The 15,460-nt window shown below is 59.1% G+C and carries 14 protein-coding genes; 7 read left to right on the top strand and 7 right to left on the bottom strand.

Going from position 1 to position 15,460, the window contains the following annotated elements; genetic code table 11:
- Positions 1-100 precede the first annotated feature (100 nt).
- The 3 genes from BK658_RS27950 (at position 101) to BK658_RS27940 (ending at position 1,955) form a co-directional block, all read left to right on the top strand.
- Positions 101-571, top strand: a complete 471-nt coding sequence (locus BK658_RS27950; RefSeq protein WP_123585127.1) for a nuclear transport factor 2 family protein — start codon at positions 101-103, stop codon at positions 569-571.
- 39 nt (positions 572-610) lie between these two features.
- Positions 611-931 carry a GIY-YIG nuclease family protein gene (locus BK658_RS27945; RefSeq protein WP_123585126.1) on the top strand — a complete coding sequence of 107 codons (321 nt, stop codon included), beginning with the start codon at positions 611-613 and terminating at the stop codon, positions 929-931.
- 88 nt (positions 932-1,019) lie between these two features.
- On the top strand, positions 1,020-1,955 hold the full coding sequence (locus BK658_RS27940; RefSeq protein WP_123585125.1) for a glutathione S-transferase family protein: 936 nt from the start codon (positions 1,020-1,022) through the stop codon (positions 1,953-1,955).
- A gap of 99 nt (positions 1,956-2,054) precedes the next feature.
- Here the strand turns inward: BK658_RS27940 and BK658_RS27930 are convergent, their stop codons facing one another.
- Together BK658_RS27930 and yejK are read right to left on the bottom strand one after the other, a co-directional pair.
- Entirely contained in the window at positions 2,055-2,405 is a 351-nt protein-coding gene (locus BK658_RS27930) for a glutaredoxin family protein (RefSeq protein WP_123585124.1), read from the bottom strand.
- Positions 2,405-3,409 carry a nucleoid-associated protein YejK gene (gene yejK, locus BK658_RS27925; protein ID WP_123585123.1) on the bottom strand — a complete coding sequence of 335 codons (1,005 nt, stop codon included), beginning with the start codon at positions 3,407-3,409 and terminating at the stop codon, positions 2,405-2,407. The genes BK658_RS27930 and yejK overlap by 1 nt, the downstream gene beginning before the upstream one ends.
- Before the next feature lie 395 nt (positions 3,410-3,804).
- Between yejK and BK658_RS27920 the strand changes: the two genes are divergently transcribed.
- Positions 3,805-4,086: an HU family DNA-binding protein gene (locus BK658_RS27920; protein WP_007905514.1), complete on the top strand. Its 282-nt coding sequence runs from the start codon at positions 3,805-3,807 to the stop codon at positions 4,084-4,086.
- 147 nt (positions 4,087-4,233) lie between these two features.
- Here the strand turns inward: BK658_RS27920 and rlmF are convergent, their stop codons facing one another.
- The 5 genes from rlmF to BK658_RS27895 form a co-directional block, all read right to left on the bottom strand.
- Positions 4,234-5,256 (bottom strand): 23S rRNA (adenine(1618)-N(6))-methyltransferase RlmF, encoded by a 1,023-nt coding sequence (rlmF, locus tag BK658_RS27915; RefSeq protein WP_123585122.1) that lies wholly within the window; start codon positions 5,254-5,256, stop codon positions 4,234-4,236.
- A gap of 265 nt (positions 5,257-5,521) precedes the next feature.
- Positions 5,522-8,368, bottom strand: coding sequence for a valine--tRNA ligase (locus tag BK658_RS27910; RefSeq protein WP_123585121.1), 2,847 nt, complete (start codon positions 8,366-8,368; stop codon positions 5,522-5,524).
- A gap of 226 nt (positions 8,369-8,594) precedes the next feature.
- Entirely contained in the window at positions 8,595-9,020 is a 426-nt protein-coding gene (locus BK658_RS27905) for a DNA polymerase III subunit chi (RefSeq protein ID WP_123585120.1), read from the bottom strand.
- 7 nt (positions 9,021-9,027) lie between these two features.
- Positions 9,028-9,456 (bottom strand): DNA polymerase III subunit chi, encoded by a 429-nt coding sequence (locus BK658_RS27900; protein WP_123585119.1) that lies wholly within the window; start codon positions 9,454-9,456, stop codon positions 9,028-9,030.
- A gap of 60 nt (positions 9,457-9,516) precedes the next feature.
- A complete protein-coding gene (locus BK658_RS27895) occupies positions 9,517-11,007 on the bottom strand; it encodes a leucyl aminopeptidase (protein ID WP_123585118.1) in 1,491 nt (496 codons plus the stop codon).
- 307 nt (positions 11,008-11,314) lie between these two features.
- Here BK658_RS27895 and lptF point away from each other — a divergent pair, with 307 nt between their 5' ends.
- The 3 genes from lptF to lepA all read left to right on the top strand — a co-directional run bounded on the left by lptF (position 11,315) and on the right by lepA (position 15,458).
- A complete protein-coding gene (lptF, locus tag BK658_RS27890) occupies positions 11,315-12,433 on the top strand; it encodes an LPS export ABC transporter permease LptF (protein WP_123585117.1) in 1,119 nt (372 codons plus the stop codon).
- The gene (lptG, locus tag BK658_RS27885) at positions 12,426-13,487 is read left to right on the top strand and encodes an LPS export ABC transporter permease LptG (RefSeq protein ID WP_123585116.1); all 1,062 of its coding nucleotides are present in this window, start codon (positions 12,426-12,428) and stop codon (positions 13,485-13,487) included. The genes lptF and lptG overlap by 8 nt, the downstream gene beginning before the upstream one ends.
- 171 nt (positions 13,488-13,658) lie before the next feature.
- A complete protein-coding gene (lepA, locus tag BK658_RS27880; protein WP_123585115.1) occupies positions 13,659-15,458 on the top strand; it encodes a translation elongation factor 4 in 1,800 nt (599 codons plus the stop codon).
- Positions 15,459-15,460 lie beyond the last annotated feature (2 nt).

Raw genomic sequence — 15,460 nt, 5'->3', positions numbered from 1 at the left:
CCGGTATTCCTGATGCGAATGTCGGTAGTTTTCCCGGCATTGGCAGATTATCGTGCAGGCATCTTTCGAAGCCATTTTTGCCAATGCAGGGAGCCTGCCCATGAGTGATGCCAACCGCGCCTTGATCACCCAGTTCTATCAAGCCTTCCAGCGGCTGGATGCCGACGCCATGAGCGCCTGCTACACCGAGGACGTGGTGTTCAGTGATCCGGCGTTCGGCGAACTGCGTGGACGCGATGCCGGCGATATGTGGAGCATGCTCACGACTCGCGCCAAAGACTTTTCCCTGACCTTCGATAACGTCCGCGCCGATGAGCGCACGGGTGGTGCCCATTGGGTGGCGACCTACCTGTTCAGCCAGACCGGCAACACGGTAGTCAACGACATTCAGGCGCGTTTTGTCTTCCGTGATGGCAAGATCTGCGAGCACCACGACCATTTCGATTTGTGGCGCTGGTCGCGTCAGGCATTGGGTTTCAAAGGTCTGTTGCTGGGTTGGACACCGTTGGTGAGCAATGCCGTTCGCGCACAGGCCTTGAAGGGGCTGAGGGCATTTCAGGCCAGTCGCTGATAAGATCGCGGCTTGTTTCCTACAAGCCTTGATCGTCACGTGAACACCCTGAGCGAAGTCTCCGTCAGCGACCCCGCAACCCCACCCGCGCAGAGCAAACCCTGGTTTGTCTATCTGGTTCGCGCGGCCAACGGTTCGCTCTACTGCGGGATCAGTGACGACCCTGTCCGGCGTTTTGCCACTCATCAAAGCGGCAAAGGTGCGCGTTTCTTCCTCTCCAGCCCGGCTGTTGCATTGGTGTACACCGAAGTTTGCCGCGACAAGAGCGAAGCACTGCGTCAGGAACGTCTGATCAAAAAGCTCAAGAAAAGCGCCAAAGAATGTCTGGTGGCGAGCGCTGCTGCGGGTTTATCAATCTGACTGATAAGTGCCCATCAGGCAGATGGGTAGGCCGCTAATCGATTGCGCGCTAAGCTGCTGACTCCTAACACCAGTGACGGGTTCCAGCATGTCAGAGTTGATTCTCCATAATTACCCGACTTCCCCTTTCGCGGAAAAGACCCGGTTGTTGCTCGGTTTCAAAGGCTTGTCCTGGCGTTCCGTGATGATCCCGCGAATGATGCCAAAACCCGATTTGACCGCACTGACCGGTGGTTACCGCAAGACCCCGGTGTTGCAGATTGGCGCCGATATCTACTGCGACACAGCGTTGATTGCCCGCCGTCTGGAGCAGGAAAAAGCTTCGCCAGCATTGTTCCCGGAAGGTCAGGAGATGATCACTGCGAGCTTCGCTGCCTGGGCTGACTCGGTGGTGTTTCAGCATGCGGTGAGCCTGGTGTTCCAGCCAGAATCGGTGGCGGTGCGTTTTGCCAAGCTGTCTCCCGAAGCGATCAAGGCTTTTGTCGCTGACCGTGCCGGGTTGTTCAGCGGTGGCAGCGCTACTCGGTTGTCGGCCGAGCAGGCCAGGCATCAATGGCCGACGATCATGGCGCGGCTTGAGCAGCAATTGCAGCGCGAGGACGGTGATTATCTGTTTGGTGAGCCCTCGATTGCCGACTTCGCCATGGCTCACCCGTTGTGGTTCCTCAAGGGCACACCGGTGACGGCACCGTTGGTCGATGTTTATCCGGCGGTGTCGGCGTGGCTGGTTCGGGTCATGGGCTTTGGGCATGGTGCGTTCAGCGAAATGACCTCTGAAGAGGCGCTGGAGGTTTCGCGTCATTCAACACCAGTGGCCTTGCCGGATGAACAATTCGATGAGCCCAACGGCTTCAAGGTCGGCCAGCAAGTGGTGGTCGCCGCGGTTGACTATGGAGTTGATCCCGTCGCGGGCGAATTGCTGTTTGCAGGACGCGAAGAGCTGATCCTGCGTCGCGAAGATGAGCGGGGCGGGCTGGTGCATGTGCACTTCCCGCGGTTTGGATTCCGCATCGAGGCGAGCTGACAGACTAATGTGGGAGCGAGCTTGCTCGCGATGAGGCCATTGCAGTCGACATCCATGTTGAATGCCAGTCTGTCATCGCGAGCAAGCTCGCTCCCACAGTTATTTCAGGGCAGTGAGGATCGCCTCAGGCTCATAACCGCGAATCAATGTGCCGTTCACGTCCAGCATTGGAATCCCGCGTCCACCCAGCGCTTCATAGGCCTTGCGCGCTTCGGTATCTTTCTCGATATCGAATTCGCGGTAAGGAATGCCTTTCTGGTCGAGAAAGCGCCGGGTCAGCTTGCAGTAACCGCACCAGTCGGTGGCGTAGAGCACGACCCTGGCGTTGGCCTGGGTCTGCTCGGACACCACTTGCGAAGGATTGAACACCCGCTCGATCTTGCCCCAGTTCTGGTAGACCACAACCACCAGCAGGATCAGCAGGAATTTCTTCAGTACGCCGTTAAGCATCAGTTGCGGCGCTTCAGCTGATCGGTCAGCTGGGTCGGCAGGCCCTTGATGATCAGCGTGCCGGCTTCTTCGTCGTATTCGATCTTCGAGCCCAGCAGGTGCGCTTCAAAGCTGATGGACAGGCCTTCGGCGCGACCGGTGAAGCGGCGGAACTGATTCAGGGTGCGTTTGTCTGCCGGGATCTCTGGCGACAGGCCGTAATCCTTGTTGCGGATGTGATCGTAGAAAGCTTTCGGGCGTTCTTCGTCGATCAGCTCAGACAACTCTTCGAGGCCCATCGGTTCGCCGAGTTTTGCCTGGCTGCTGGCGTAGTCGACCAGGGTCTTGGTCTTCTCGCGGGCGGACTCTTCCGGCAGGTCTTCGCTTTCGACGAAGTCACTGAACGCCTTGAGCAGGGTGCGGGTTTCGCCCGGGCCGTCGACGCCTTCCTGGCAGCCGATGAAGTCGCGGAAATACTCTGAAACCTTTTTGCCGTTCTTGCCCTTGATGAACGAAATGTACTGCTTGGACTGCTTGTTGTTCTGCCACTCGGAAATGTTGATCCGCGCTGCCAGGTGCAACTGGCCAAGATCCAGGTGCCGCGATGGGGTCACGTCGAGCTGGTCGGTCACCGCCACGCCTTCGCTGTGGTGCAGCAGGGCGATGGCCAGGTAGTCGGTCATGCCTTGCTGATAGTGCGCAAACAGCACGTGGCCACCCGTCGACAGGTTGGATTCTTCCATCAGCTTTTGCAGGTGTTCCACTGCAACGCGGCTGAACACCGTGAAGTCCTTGCCGCCGTCGAGGTATTCCTTCAGCCAGCCGCTGAACGGATGCGCGCCGGACTCGGCATGGAACAAACCCCAGGCCTTGCCTTGTTTGGCGTTATAGCTCTCGTTGAGGTCGGCGAGCATGTTCTCGATGGCCGTGGACTCTGCCAGTTCCGAGTCGCGGGCGTGGAGAACTGCAGGTGTGCCGTCGGGTTTTTTGTCGATCAGGTGGACGATGCAATGACGGATCGGCATGGGTTTCTCGGCTGATTGAAGGGAGGAGGGCGTGCTCCCCGAAAAAGTGCCCAGTGTACCGCACCTGCTGGTTTTGGCGGTGCTTGAAGGGTGTTCGAGGCATGTCAGACCGGGCTTATGCGCTTTTTTCCGGATTTAGAGCAATAAAGCTGACCAAATGGGTAGGTAGAGGCGGATATTTCCCCGTCTCTGTGCTAGTTTTGCCCGGTCTTACGCGAAGTCACTGCGTTAAGCGTGCATTCAGCATTTGTCAGGTCGAACCAAACCCTGATTTCGGCATCTATAACCCCGACCCGTCGGTGTTGTAGCCGAGGGTGCCAGATCCAGAAGATCGGGCTCGATGGCTGACACTGCACTCTGCAATCCATATGAATTTGATAGGGAAGGAACACCACATGGCTCTTACTAAAGACCAACTGATCGCCGATATCGCTGAAGCTATCGACGCGCCAAAAACCACCGCGCGTAACGCTCTGGACCAACTGGGCCAAATCGTTGCTGATCAACTGGAAAACGGCGGCGAAATCACTCTGCCAGGTATCGGCAAGCTGAAAGTGACCGAGCGTCCTGCCCGTACCGGCCGCAACCCTTCGACTGGCGCTGCCATCGAAATCGCTGCCAAGAAAGTTATCAAGCTGGTCGTGGCTAAAGGCCTGACTGACGCTGTTAACAAGTAAGACCGCAATAAAAAAAACCGTGCGCCGGGACAACCCGGGCACGGTTTTTTTGTGCCTGCGATTCAGCAAACGCTGCAAACCCATGTGGGAGCGAGCAAGCGAACGTCGCCCGGCCCTTCCCACAGTTGATCTGCGTTGGTCAGCTACTCAGCTCTTGCGAACCCAGCGTTCGCGCCAGACCTGCTGCTCGGATTTAGTCTGGAAGGTCCAGGCGACAAAACGGCTTTGCTTCTGCCCCTGAGACATTTCCACGACCTGGCTTTCCAGCACACCGGCCTTTTTCAGTGCGGTCTGGATGGCAGGCAGGTTTGAGGCTTTTGAGACGAGAGTGCTGAACCACAGCACTTTGTGCTGAAAGTGCGCGCTCTCGGCGATCAGTTGCGTTACAAACCGGGCTTCGCCACCTTCACACCACAGTTCGGCCGATTGGCCGCCAAAGTTCAGCACCGGCAGCTTGCGCTTCGGGTCGGCGCGGCCCAGCGCGCGCCATTTACGCTCGCTGCCCTTGGTAGCCTCGTCCATCGAGGCGTGGAACGGCGGGTTGCACATGGTCAGGTCAAAGCGTTCGCCGGGTTCGAGCAGGCCCAGCAAAATGTGCTTGGGATTGCTTTGCTGGCGCAACTGAATGGCTTTGTTCAACCCGTTGGACTGTACGATGGCTTTGGCGGCGGCCACGGCTGTCGGGTCGATCTCCGAGCCGAGGAAGTGCCAGCGATAGTCGCTGTAGCCGATCAACGGATAGACGCAGTTGGCGCCCATGCCGATATCGAGGACCTTGACCGGCGCGCCGCGCGGGATTTCGCCGTCGTTGACGCTGGCCAGCAAGTCGGCCAAGAAGTGCACGTAGTCGGCACGGCCCGGAACCGGTGGGCACAGGTAATCGGCCGGGATGTCCCAATGGGCGATGCCATAAAACGACTTGAGCAGCGCCCGATTGAACACACGCACCGCATCCGGGCTGGCGAAGTCGATGCTTTCCTTGCCGTACGGGTTGATGATCACGAACTTCGCCAGTTCCGGCGTGGTCTTGATCAGCGCCGGGAAGTCGTAACGGCCCTGGTGGCGGTTGCGTGGGTGCAAGCTGGCCTTCTCGCGCGGCTCGACGGCTTTGGCCGGGGTCGCAGGTTTTGGCTTTTGGCGCGGGGCTTTGGGTTTGCTAGGGGCGGTCATGGGAAGTCGATTCAGGGTTTTGGCTCAAAGTGGCGGGCATTGTCCCACATCCGGCGCTTGTGAACCCATTTGCAAAGACAACCAAGATTCACTGTGGGAGCGAGCTTGCTCGCGATGAGGTCATCACATTCAATATTGATATTGGATGATAGATCGCTATCGCGAGCAAGCTCGCTCCCACAGGGATTGTTGGTGTTTTGGGAGAGTGTGGCAGGCATAAAAAAGGGAGACCACCTGGGCCTCCCTCTTTCAGTGCGATTTGCCGTTACAAACTGGCAATCCGCGCATGCTGCTCGGCCAGTCTGCCCAAAGCTTGTTCGGCTTCGGCCAGTTTGGCGCGTTCTTTCTCGATAACGTCGGCCGGGGCCTTGTCAACGAAACCAGCGTTGGACAGCTTGCCGCCGACTCGCTGCACTTCACCTTGCAGGCGCTGGATTTCCTTGTCCAGGCGCGCCAGTTCGGCGTTTTTGTCGATCAGACCGGCCATCGGCACCAGCACTTCCATCTCTCCAACCAGCGCGGTGGCAGACAGTGGTGCTTCTTCGCCTGCAGCCAAAACAGTGATCGACTCGAGCTTGGCCAGCTTCTTCAGCAGGGCTTCGTTCTCGGTGAGGCGACGCTGGTCTTCGGCATTGACGTTCTTCAGGAACAGCGGCAGTGGCTTGCCAGGGCCGATGTTCATCTCGCCACGAATATTACGCGTGCCGAGCATCAAACCCTTGAGCCATTCGATATCGTCTTCGGCGGCCTGGTCGATGCGTGCTTCATTGGCCACTGGCCAAGGTTGCAGCATGATCGTCTTGCCTTCGATACCGGCCAGCGGAGCAATGCGCTGCCAGATTTCTTCGGTGATGAACGGCATGAACGGGTGAGCCAGACGCAAGGCGACTTCCAGCACGCGAACCAACGTGCGGCGGGTGCCACGTTGACGCTCGATCGGCGAGTTTTCGTCCCACAGCACAGGCTTGGAGAGCTCCAGGTACCAGTCGCAATAGTGGTTCCAGATGAACTCGTACAAGGCTTGTGCCGCCAGGTCGAAACGGAACTGGTCGAGTTGACGGGTCACTTCGGCTTCGGTGCGTTGCAGCTGCGAAATGATCCAGCGATCTGCCAGCGACAGTTCGTAGGCTTCGCCGTTCTGGCCGCAGTCTTCGCCTTTGTCCAGCACGTAGCGCGCGGCGTTCCAGATCTTGTTGCAGAAGTTGCGATAGCCTTCGACGCGGCCCATGTCGAACTTGATGTCGCGGCCGGTCGAGGCCAGCGAGCAGAAAGTGAAGCGCAGGGCGTCGGTGCCGTAGCTGGCGATACCGTCGGCGAACTCGTCGCGGGTCTGCTTCTCGATCTTCTTCGCCAGTTTCGGCTGCATCAGGCCCGAGGTGCGTTTCTGCACCAATTCTTCCAGCTCGATGCCGTCGATGATATCCAGCGGGTCCAGCACGTTGCCCTTGGACTTGGACATTTTCTGGCCCTGGCCATCACGCACCAGACCGTGAACATAAACGGTCTTGAACGGAACCTGCGGCGTGCCGTCTTCGTTTTTCACCAAATGCATGGTGAGCATGATCATCCGGGCAACCCAGAAGAAAATGATGTCGAAGCCAGTCACCAGTACGTCGGTGGAGTGGAACTTCTTCAGGAATTCAGTCTGCTGCGGCCAACCGAGCGTGGAGAAGGTCCACAGGCCCGAGCTGAACCAGGTGTCGAGCACGTCGTTGTCCTGTTGCAGTGCAACGTCCGGGCCGAGATTGTGCTTGGCACGCACTTCGGCTTCGTCGCGGCCGACGTAGACCTTGCCCGACTCGTCGTACCAGGCCGGAATCCGGTGGCCCCACCACAGCTGACGGCTGATGCACCAGTCCTGGATGTCGCGCATCCACGAGAAGTACATGTTTTCGTACTGCTTGGGCACGAACTGGATGCGGCCGTCTTCAACAGCAGCAATCGCGGGCTCGGCGAGCGGTTTGGTGGAAACGTACCACTGGTCGGTCAGCCACGGCTCGATGATGGTGCCGGAGCGGTCGCCTTTTGGCACTTTCAGGGCGTGATCGTCGACGCTGACCAGCAGGCCGGCCGCTTCGAACGCGGCAACGATTTCCTTACGGGCCTGGAAACGGTTGAGGCCGGCGTATTCGGCGGGCAGTGTGCCGTCGATCTCTTCGTTGACGCTGCCATCGAGGTTGAAGACCTGGGCTGCTGGCAGTACCTCGGCGTTCTTGTCGAAGATGTTCAGCAGCGGCAGGTTGTGGCGCTTGCCGACTTCATAGTCGTTGAAATCGTGGGCCGGGGTGATTTTCACGCAACCGGTGCCGAATTCAGGGTCGCAGTAATCGTCAGCAATGATCGGGATGCGGCGGCCAACCAGTGGCAGCACGACAAATTTGCCGATCAGGGCTTTGTAGCGTTCATCGTTCGGGTTAACCGCCACGGCAGCGTCGCCGAGCATGGTTTCCGGGCGAGTGGTCGCGACGATCAGGTAATCGTTGCCTTCAGCGGTCTTGGCACCGTCGGCCAGCGGGTATTTCAGGTTCCACAGGAAACCTTTCTCGTCGTGGTTTTCCACTTCGAGGTCGGAAATCGCCGTGTGCAACTTGGTGTCCCAGTTGACCAGGCGCTTGCCGCGATAGATCAGGCCATCTTCGTGCAAACGAACGAAGGCTTCTTTCACGGCTTCCGAGAGGCCGTCGTCCATGGTGAAGCGCTCGCGGCTCCAGTCGACGGACGAGCCGAGGCGGCGGATTTGGCGGCTGATGTTGCCGCCGGACTCATCCTTCCATTCCCAGACTTTCTCGAGGAATTTTTCGCGGCCCAGATCGTGGCGATTCTGGCCCTTGGCTTCGAGCTGACGCTCCACCAGCATTTGCGTGGCGATACCGGCGTGGTCGGTGCCCGGCTGCCACAGGGTGTTGCGACCCTGCATGCGGCGGAAACGGATCAGGGCGTCCATGATCGCGTTGTTGAAGCCGTGACCCATGTGCAGGCTGCCGGTGACGTTCGGCGGCGGGATCATGATGGTGTAGGACTCGCCCGCGCCTTGCGGGGCGAAGTAATTCTCTGACTCCCAGGTGTTGTACCAGGAAGTTTCAATGGCGTGCGGCTGGTAGGTCTTATCCATGCGCGGCGGGACCCTATTGGCATTTATTCAGGAAAAGCCGGGAAGTATAGCGGGGCAGGGGGAGAAGGGCGAGCAGGTGCGGACAGGGCGCCTTATCAATCACAGCGCGGATCGAATGTGGGAGCGAGCTTGCTCGCGATGCAGGCGCCGCGGTCTTTCAGGAAACCGAGGTGATGCTATCGCGAGCAAGCGAACGTCGCCCGGCTCTTCCCACAGGGGATTGGTGTTACTCGTAGTGACTCAACAGCCGCTCCATTCGCGCATCCAGCCGGCGTTTGATTTCGGTTTCGATGTGCGGCGCGAAGTCGTCGATCACGTCTTGCATGATCAATTGCGCGGCGGCGCGCAGTTCGTCGTTCAGGTGCAGCATGACATCGGCGCCTTGCTGGACGGATGAGGCCGGAGCCGGAGCCGGAGCCGCGACAGGCGCGGGCGCGGGTGTCGGTGGCGGGGCAGGTGGTTCGATGATTTCAGCCTGCGGTTTGCCGCCGACCTGATCGAACAACATCGGAATCTGGCCTTCATCACTGCCTTGCTCGACGGTGTCGGTCAGCAGGGGTGGTTGCAGGTTGTCATCGCCGAGCAACTGGCGGATCGACTCGAGGTCGTCCAGCAGGTGTGCGGACTTTTGCAGCTGATTTGACGTGTCCATCATGTGCTCAGAGTCGCTGTAAACGGTGATCTTGCAGAGGATAGCCCTGTTCGCGGTAGAAACGGAAACTCTCCCGCGCGGCCTGACGAATAGTCGGGTCTTCAACCACCACTTCGGCCACACGGGCAAAGCGTTGGGCAAACGACGGGACTTTGAGGTCAAGATTGACCAGCAAGTCCTGGTGTTGTCCTGGATCGTCTCCCAGACCGAGCACCACCAAACCGTCCGGTTCGTTTTCGGCGGGGCCGTGAGGCACGAAGCTTTCGCCTTTGAACGCCCACAGGCGTGCATCGAGATCGTCACGCTGGGCGGCATCGCTGCAATGCAGGTAGATGCGATGGCCCATGCGCCAGGCTTTTTCGGTGAGCTTGCAGGCAAAATCCAGCCGCGCAGAGGGATCGGCGCTGGGCAGGATATAGAAATCGACTTTGGTCATTGCGGTTCCTGATGCCTGCGCGGCGTCATCCGCGGATGACGCCGTTCAGGATCTTCAGTTTCAGGCTTTGGCGCGGTCCAGCAGGTATTGGGTCAGCAATGGAACCGGACGGCCAGTGGCGCCCTTGTCCTTGCCGCCGCTGGTCCAGGCCGTGCCAGCGATGTCCAGGTGCGCCCACTTCAGGTTCTTGGTGAAGCGCGACAGGAAGCAGGCCGCGGTGATAGTGCCGGCTTTCGGGCCACCAATGTTGGCGATGTCGGCGAACGGGCTGTCCAGCTGTTCCTGGTACTCATCGAACAGCGGCAGTTGCCAGGCGCGGTCGTCAGCCTGTTGGCCTGCGCTCAGCAGCTGGCCGATCAACTCGTCGTCGTTGCCCAGCAGGCCCGAGGTGTGGGCGCCGAGGGCGACGACACAGGCACCGGTCAGGGTGGCGATGTCGATCACCGCTTGTGGCTTGAAGCGTTCGGCGTAGGTCAGGGCGTCGCACAGCACCAGACGGCCTTCGGCGTCGGTGTTGAGGATTTCCACGGTCTGGCCGCTCATGGTGGTGACGATGTCGCCAGGACGGGCCGCGCCGCCGCTTGGCATGTTCTCGGCACAGGCCAGGATACACACCAGGTTAATCGGCAGTTTCAATTCGAGCACCGCGTGCAGGGTGCCGAAGACGCTGGCCGAGCCGCCCATGTCGTACTTCATTTCATCCATGCCGGCGCCCGGCTTGAGGCTGATGCCGCCGGTGTCGAAGGTGATGCCCTTGCCGACCAGCACGTAAGGCTTCTCGGATTTCTTGCCGCCCTGGTATTGCATGACGATCAGGCGCGGCGGTTGATCGCTACCCTGGCCCACGGCGTAGAACGCGCCCATGCCCAGTTCCTTGATCTTCTTCTCATCGAGGATCTCGACCTTCAGGCCCTTGTTGGCCTTGCCCAGGTTCTTGGCCTGTTCGGCGAGGAAGCTTGGGTGGCAGATGTTCGGTGGCAGGTTGCCCAGGTCACGGGTGAAGGACATGCCGTTAGCGATTGCAGTGGCATGAGTCACGGCGCGCTCGACTTCAGCCTGTGCGGCCTTGATAGTCAGCAGGGTTATTTTCTTCAGGGCGCGCGGATCAGCCTTCTGGCTCTTGAACTGATCAAAGGTGTATTCGCCGTCGACCAGGGTCTCGGCCAGCAGACGGGTCTTGCCGTAGCTGTCACGTCCTTTGACCGCGACTTCGTCCAGAGCCAGTGCGGCATCGCTGCCACCCAGGCCTTTGAGGGTGTTCAGTACGCCGGCGATGATTTTGCGGAACGGACGGTCGCCCAGTTCGGCGTCTTTACCCACGCCAACCAGCAACACGCGTTCGGCCTTGAGGTTTGGCAGGCTGTGCAGCAACAGGCTCTGACCCACTTTGCCAGCCAGATCGCCACGTTTGAGGACTGCGCTGATCGCGCCGCCACAGAGCTCGTCGAGCTGCTTGGCGACAGTGCCGAGTTTGCGGTCTTCGCCGACGGCGACCACCAGAGTGGCGGTTTTCAACGTTTCTGGGCTAACGCTTTTTACAACCAGTTCCATGTCCGGGTCCCTGAATAAATGGTCAAAGTGCAGCGTGTTACGCGATGCGCGCACACGTTTGCCTATCTATAGAAAGACGCTGGTGCAGGCCAGCGACAAAGGCCGCAGTTTGAACCTCGCTCCGTGCGCCTGACAACCCTCGCGCAGGTGATCTTTACGCCATTGCGCGGCTGCTTGAGCGTGCGCAGTGACAGGCGCGTTCAATCACAGGATAATGCGCCATCTTTTTCGGCGGCTCAGCCCTGTGGGTCGCCCGATATGTTTGCTTGTTTGGCCGCCTTAGCCTGACAGCCCTGGAGTGTCTGGTTTGATTGTCTTTCGTTATCTGTCCCGCGAAGTCCTGTTGACCTTGAGCGCCGTCAGCGCTGTGCTGCTGGTCATCATCATGAGTGGGCGCTTCATCAAGTTCCTGGCCCAGGCCGCTTCGGGCGCCCTGGACCCAGGCTCGCTGTTCCTGATCATGGGCTTTCGTCTGCCGGGTTTCCTGCAACTGATTCTGCCTTTGGGGCTGTTTCTCGGGATCCTGCTGGCCTACGGTCGCCTGTACCTTGAAAGTGAAATGACCGTGCTCTCCGCGACCGGCATGAGCCAGCAGCGTCTGCTGGGCATGACCCTGTTTCCGGCTGCGCTGGTTGCCGTGATCGTGGCCTGGCTGAGCCTGAGCCTGGCACCGCAAGGCGCCAATCAGTTCCAGTTGCTGCTGAACAAGCAGGATGCCATGACCGAGTTCGACACGCTGGTGCCGGGCCGTTTTCAGGCGTTGCGCGATGGTTCGCGGGTGACGTACACCGAGCAGATGTCCGATGACCGGATCAATCTGGGCGGCGTCTTCATCTCGGAAAAGCGTCTTTCCGCCGATCAGAAGGATCGCGGTATTTCCGTACTGGTGGCCGAAAAGGGCCGTCAGGAAATCAAGGAAGACGGCAACCGTTACCTGATTCTCGACAATGGCTACCGTTACGACGGTAACCCGGGGCTGGCCGACTACCGGGCCATCAAGTACGACACCTACGGTGTGCTGCTGCCCAAGCCGGATGTCAGCGACGAGGTGACCGATCGCGATGCGATGCCGACCCGTACCCTGCTGGACAACCCGGATATTCGTGCACGCGCCGAGCTCGAATGGCGTCTGTCGCTGCCGTTGCTGGTGTTTATCGTGACGTTGATGGCGGTGCCGCTGTCGCGGGTGAATCCGCGCCAGGGACGTTTCCTCAAGTTGTTGCCGGCGATTCTTCTTTATATGACTTATCTGACGATCCTGATCGCCGCACGCGGTGCTCTGGAGAAAGGCAAGATCCCCCCGGCACTGGGTCTGTGGTGGGTTCACGCGATATTCCTGGCCATTGGCCTGGGGCTGCTCTATTGGGAGCCGTTGCGTTTGAAAATGGCGAGTCGCCGCAGTGCGCTGGAGGTGACCCGTGGTTAAGCTCGATCGCTACATTGGTGGCAGTGTTTTCATGGCGATCCTGGCTGTACTGGGGATCATTCTGGGCCTTGCGACCTTGTTTGCCTTCATCGACGAGATGAGTGATGTCACGGATACCTACACCCTCACCGACGTATTGAGCTACGTGGCGCTGACAGCGCCGCGTCGGGTCTATGACATGCTGCCGATGGCGGCACTGATCGGTTGCCTGATCGGCCTGGGCAGTCTGGCCAGCAGCAGTGAATTGACCATCATGCGCGCAGCGGGTGTGTCCATCGGCCGGATCGTCTGGGCGGTGATGAAGCCGATGCTGGTGTTGATGCTGGCAGGCGTGCTGGTCGGCGAGTACGTTGCTCCCGTTGCGGAAAACGTGGCCCAGGCCAATCGCTCCCTGGCTCAGGGCATTGGTGATGCGCAGAGCGCCAAGCACGGTATGTGGCACCGCCAGGGTGATGAGTTCATTCACATCAACTCGGTGCAGCCGGATGGCATTCTGTACGGCGTGACCCGCTATCGTTTTGACAACGAGCGTCACATGCTGACCTCGAGCTTCTCCAAGCGTGCGCAGTTCGAAACTGATCATTGGCAGCTGAACGACGTCACCACCACGGTATTCCATGACGGCAGCACCGAAGTGGTCACGGCTCCGCAAGAGCGCTGGGAAGTACCGTTGAGCCCGCAACTGCTGAACACGGTGATCATGGCGCCGGAATCGTTATCGATCAGCGGTTTGTGGGGTTACATCCACTATCTGGCGGATCAGGGCCTGAACAATGGCCGTTACTGGCTGGCGTTTTGGGTCAAGGTGTTGCAGCCACTGGTCACTGTTGCCCTGGTGTTGATGGCCATTTCCTTTATTTTCGGCCCGCTGCGCTCGGTGACGCTGGGCCAGCGTGTGTTTACAGGGGTACTGGTCGGCTTTACCTTCCGTATCGCTCAGGATTTGCTCGGGCCTTCAAGCCTGGTCTTCGGCTTCTCGCCATTGTTCGCGGTGCTGGTTCCGGCCGGTATCTGTGCGGTGGCCGGTCTCTGGATGCTGCGCCGGGCCGGTTGATCGCAGGTATTTCCTGCCCCGGCTGACACTCAAACGCCCCGTTCGCAAGAGCGGGGCGTTTTTGTATCCAATACCGTTGACCTGTGAACGTGACGCTTGCGTCGTGTATCAGGTACAATTCCCGGCTATTTTTCGGCGGGCTATGCCTGCAGCCTTTTTGAGTGTTGATCCGTGAGTGATTTGAGTCATATCCGCAATTTCTCCATCATCGCCCACATTGACCATGGCAAGTCGACTCTGGCCGATCGCTTCATCCAGATGTGCGGCGGCCTGGCCGAGCGCGAAATGGAAGCCCAGGTACTGGACTCCATGGACCTTGAGCGTGAGCGCGGGATCACCATCAAGGCTCACAGCGTTACCCTGTATTACACCGCCCGTGATGGTATCAAGTACCAACTGAACTTCATTGACACCCCCGGCCACGTTGACTTCACCTACGAAGTCAGCCGGTCGCTGGCGGCCTGTGAAGGTGCCTTGTTGGTGGTCGATGCCGGTCAGGGTGTCGAGGCGCAATCGGTTGCCAACTGCTATACGGCGATCGAGCAGGGCCTGGAAGTGATGCCGGTCCTGAACAAGATCGACCTGCCGCAGGCCGATCCGGACCGCGTCAAGGAAGAGATCGAAAAAATCATCGGCATCGATGCTACCGATGCGGTCGAGTGCAGTGCCAAGACCGGCCTGGGCGTCGATGAAGTGCTCGAGCGCCTGGTACGCACCATTCCTGCGCCGACCGGCAACATCGAAGATCCGCTGCAAGCGTTGATCATCGACTCCTGGTTCGACAACTACCTGGGCGTTGTTTCCCTGGTTCGCGTGCGCCATGGTCGCGTGAAAAAGGGCGACAAGATTCTGGTGAAGTCCACCGGCAAGATCCACCTGGTCGACAGCGTCGGGGTGTTCAATCCGAAGCACACTGCCACCGTTGATCTGAAAGCCGGTGAAGTAGGCTTCATCATCGCTGGCATCAAGGACATTCACGGCGCGCCGGTAGGTGACACCCTGACCTTGAGCTCGACGCCGGACGTCGACGTGCTGCCAGGTTTCAAACGCATTCAGCCGCAGGTTTATGCCGGTCTGTTCCCGGTCAGCTCCGACGACTTCGAAGACTTCCGCGAAGCGCTGCAAAAGCTCACGCTGAACGACTCGTCGCTGCAATACACCCCGGAAAGCTCCGATGCCCTGGGCTTCGGCTTCCGTTGCGGGTTCCTCGGCATGCTGCACATGGAGATCATCCAGGAGCGCCTGGAGCGCGAGTACGACCTGGACCTGATCACCACCGCACCGACGGTAATTTTCGAGCTGTTGCTGAAAACCGGTGAAACGATTTACGTCGACAACCCGTCCAAGCTACCGGACCTGTCGTCCATTGAAGACATGCGCGAGCCAATCGTTCGGGCAAATATTCTTGTGCCGCAGGAACACCTGGGCAACGTCATTACCCTGTGTATCGAGAAGCGTGGCATTCAGCACGATATGCTGTTCCTCGGTAGCCAGGTCCAGGTGACCTACGATTTGCCGATGAACGAAGTGGTCCTGGACTTCTTCGATCGTCTGAAATCCACCAGTCGCGGCTATGCTTCGCTGGATTACCATTTCGATCGTTATCAATCAGCTAATCTGGTGAAACTGGATGTGCTGATCAACGGTGACAAGGTCGACGCCCTGGCGCTGATCGTGCACAAGGATAACGCGCACTACAAAGGTCGCCAGTTGACCGAGAAGATGAAAGAACTGATTCCGCGCCAGATGTTCGACGTCGCGATCCAGGCCGCTATTGGCGGGCAGATCATTGCGCGAACCTCCGTCAAGGCACTCAGAAAGAACGTATTGGCCAAATGCTACGGTGGTGACGTTAGCCGTAAGCGCAAGCTGTTGGAAAAGCAGAAGGCCGGTAAAAAACGCATGAAGCAGGTCGGCAACGTGGAAATTCCACAAGAAGCCTTCCTCGCTGTGCTCAGGTTGGATAGTTAGGT

Source organism: Pseudomonas brassicacearum, from assembly GCF_003732175.1.
GTDB lineage: Bacteria > Pseudomonadota > Gammaproteobacteria > Pseudomonadales > Pseudomonadaceae > Aquipseudomonas > Aquipseudomonas brassicacearum_G.
Note: the sequence above shows the minus strand (reverse complement) of the source record. Positions and strands in the feature narration are given on the sequence as shown.

Coding starts and splice junctions, on each gene's coding strand:
- BK658_RS27950 (WP_123585127.1), top strand. CDS start 101: ATGAGTGATGCCAACCGCGCCTTGATCACCCAGTTCTATCAAGCCTTC.
- BK658_RS27940 (WP_123585125.1), top strand. CDS start 1,020: ATGTCAGAGTTGATTCTCCATAATTACCCGACTTCCCCTTTCGCGGAA.
- BK658_RS27930 (WP_123585124.1), bottom strand. CDS start 2,405: ATGCTTAACGGCGTACTGAAGAAATTCCTGCTGATCCTGCTGGTGGTT.
- yejK (WP_123585123.1), bottom strand. CDS start 3,409: ATGCCGATCCGTCATTGCATCGTCCACCTGATCGACAAAAAACCCGAC.
- BK658_RS27920 (WP_007905514.1), top strand. CDS start 3,805: ATGGCTCTTACTAAAGACCAACTGATCGCCGATATCGCTGAAGCTATC.
- rlmF (WP_123585122.1), bottom strand. CDS start 5,256: ATGACCGCCCCTAGCAAACCCAAAGCCCCGCGCCAAAAGCCAAAACCT.
- BK658_RS27910 (WP_123585121.1), bottom strand. CDS start 8,368: ATGGATAAGACCTACCAGCCGCACGCCATTGAAACTTCCTGGTACAAC.
- BK658_RS27905 (WP_123585120.1), bottom strand. CDS start 9,020: ATGGACACGTCAAATCAGCTGCAAAAGTCCGCACACCTGCTGGACGAC.
- BK658_RS27900 (WP_123585119.1), bottom strand. CDS start 9,456: ATGACCAAAGTCGATTTCTATATCCTGCCCAGCGCCGATCCCTCTGCG.
- BK658_RS27895 (WP_123585118.1), bottom strand. CDS start 11,007: ATGGAACTGGTTGTAAAAAGCGTTAGCCCAGAAACGTTGAAAACCGCC.